Here is a 2499-nt window from a genome sequence, read left to right as displayed (position 1 = left end):
GGACCCCGCCGATCTCGGCAAGGCAGGCCCGCGGCCTGCGCAGGGACCAGTGAAGGACTGGCCCCCCGCTTTTCCGCAAGCCGACCTCGCTCGCCTGGCAGGTCCCGGACCCTGAAGCGTCCAGCTTCCGCCGGTTCCTTTCGACCGCACCCGCAGGGAAGACCGGCAAGGGCCGGATCACCTGAAGGGCATCGCTAGAAAGGAAAGCTCAATGTCCAGTTCGACCCGCTCCACCAGGACCAAGGCCCGCGTCGTCCAGCTCCGCAAGGGCACGACACTCGAAATGGTTCGGCTCTGCTGCCCGGACGGCCATCAGGCCACGCTCATCTCCGAAAGCTTCGGCCTTCCCGTCCTCGACAGCGATGGCATCCGTGAATTCCACGAGCGCAGCCTGATCGATGGCGCCGACACACTTTCCGAGGGACTTTCCGACAAGGCGATGCAGATCCACCTGCAGAGGATCGTCGGCTCCTATGTCGGCTCCGCCTATGGAGCAGGCCAGTTCTACTCGAAGGCCGTCACCGAGGCCAAGGACGCCACAGCCAGGCTCGCCAACGACACCCGCGACGAGGACCTCGACGGTCCTGTCGGTTTCGACAGCAATGCACAGCGCAAGCGCGAGTTCGCCGCCGACATGGGCCTCCAAGCCCACGCGTTGCGCATGGCGGCCGAGGGCGCCGTCGCCGCCTACGAGCACATCGTTGGTGAAAGCTGGAAGCCTTACGAACGCCAGGTTGAGAACCCTGGCCAGACAGTCAACCGGCAGGCGGCCGACCTTCAGATGGCGGCGCTCGGCTAACTGCCACCGGGCGGAGCTTCGGCTTCGCCCGATCTTCCTCGGTCGGCATAGTGTTCGATAGGGTAAACCGGCCTCAGCAACCGTGCGAGCGCCAATCCTGGAAGCCGCAGCTTCTCCGACACTTGCGGGCTATCTTCCTTGCCTTCTGCCCCGACAGGCTGCGCTATCGGCAGAGCGCTACACAGGAAGGGAGCGATACCCAAATCTTGAGTTCTTCGCGCGTCGGTTCTTCCTGCACAGGGAAGATGTCCTAATTCTTCCGGCTCCGGGTGAGGCGCGCACGGGGCGGATTCACTGGGCTGAGCTGTGAGGGAAGGTGCTCGCGCGCCGCAGTGACGCCCAAGATTGCACGGCAAGGTTGCAAACTGGGTGATCTGTGATAAGGAAATGTGAAGTCAGAAGCGGCCTATTGAAATGAAGCGGATGCAAGAAAAGGACATTCCCGCATTCGTGCAGGACGTGTTCGCAACGGGCTGCGATATCTGCGCCATCGGTCCGAGTTGTTACTCCCTGGGCGATACCGATGTTCCGCGCGACAAGCGTAGGGGACAAGAAGCTCGGCGAAATCGATGCCCGCTACGGCAGCCGCGATCACCTGCGTTACCAGATTGCGGCGCACCTGGCGTCGATCGGCCGCTACATCGACGCGCCCTCAAAGGAGGAGGAGTCCTGGATCGATAATGAAACACCCGAGTTGGCCGAGGTCACACCTTACGACGTGGCGCACTTTCAGACTTACGCCGTCCTGCTGATGTCGGAGGCGATGGGCCTCGACTGGCGCAAGGTGGCACGAGCCATCTTGAACATTGACGCAGAGCGCCAGCCGGAACGGGCACGTCGGGCTTGGACATCCCACCTGGCGCGGGCGCGGTGGCTAGCGACGAGCGGCTACGGGCAGCGTCAGAGCGATCGGTTGCAATAGCCGCCGCCGTACGGGAAGCTCGCATGACCAAGCCAGCCGTTGCCAAAGGCGAACATGGAACTTTTTGAGCGGCGGCGTGTCGAAGCTGCAACCTTTTTTTCGTTCATACGCTGATCGAGTACTAGATCGACACGTTCAGGACCGCTTGGCAACATCAGGATGTAAGGTTCGTTACGCTGCTCAACGCCGTCCTTGTGATGGCGTTGAGCAGAAGGCGAGCTCCAGACCTTAGGCGTTAGCCTAGCGTTTCGCGGCTGGCTTCTTGATTGGAGTTGACTTCTCTTCCCATGCCAAGTTGCCGCCGATTAACTCGGCGCAGCCGTCCTTTGCCAAACGTCATGACCGACAGTTCTTGCCCGTTCGGAAGGTTGGTCGTCCGATTGATCGTTTCCGTTCCTCAGAAGTCGCGAGGAGATTGGGAGGGCAACGGTATTCATCTAGAAGCTAGGATGCGCTTTGCCCCTGCCGGACGAATCCCCATTTTTTCAGGCGTCCACAATCATTGCATATATGGGGGCTACGGAGGGTCCGAATTGGGAAACAAAACAAATCGGGCGAGGCTTGATCATGACGACCCCCGGCCGAGGGAAATCGCCCGCGCAGCTTTTCCGGCATCTATCGGCAAAGTGGCCTGCGGCGTTCGATCCGAAAGCGCCCAAGCCGCTTAGGATCGGCATCCATCATGACATTCGCGTGCTGGACGGCGAACTGTCAGATGATGAATTGAGGAGAGCCCTGCGCGCCTATACCAGCATGCCCAGGTACTTGGCGAGACTGA

Annotated in this window: 3 protein-coding genes; all 3 read left to right on the top strand. The window is 61.0% G+C overall.

What is annotated here, in order from left to right; all coding sequences use genetic code 11:
- The first annotated feature begins 211 nt into the window (after nucleotides 1-211).
- Nucleotides 212-799, top strand: a complete 588-nt coding sequence (locus EOC06_RS13295) for a hypothetical protein (protein WP_095488752.1) — start codon at nucleotides 212-214, stop codon at nucleotides 797-799.
- Between the two features lie 523 nt (nucleotides 800-1322).
- Nucleotides 1323-1721 (top strand): hypothetical protein, encoded by a 399-nt coding sequence (locus EOC06_RS44990; protein WP_306462348.1) that lies wholly within the window; start codon nucleotides 1323-1325, stop codon nucleotides 1719-1721.
- A gap of 567 nt (nucleotides 1722-2288) precedes the next feature.
- Nucleotides 2289-2499 (top strand): ProQ/FINO family protein (locus EOC06_RS13280; protein WP_245469559.1); only part of this gene is annotated, 211 nt, incomplete at its 3' end.

Source organism: Mesorhizobium sp. M7A.F.Ca.MR.362.00.0.0 (assembly GCF_004023175.1).
Classification (GTDB): domain Bacteria; phylum Pseudomonadota; class Alphaproteobacteria; order Rhizobiales; family Rhizobiaceae; genus Mesorhizobium.
The sequence above is the reverse complement of the archived record's forward strand: the minus strand, read 5'-3'. Positions and strand labels throughout refer to the sequence as shown.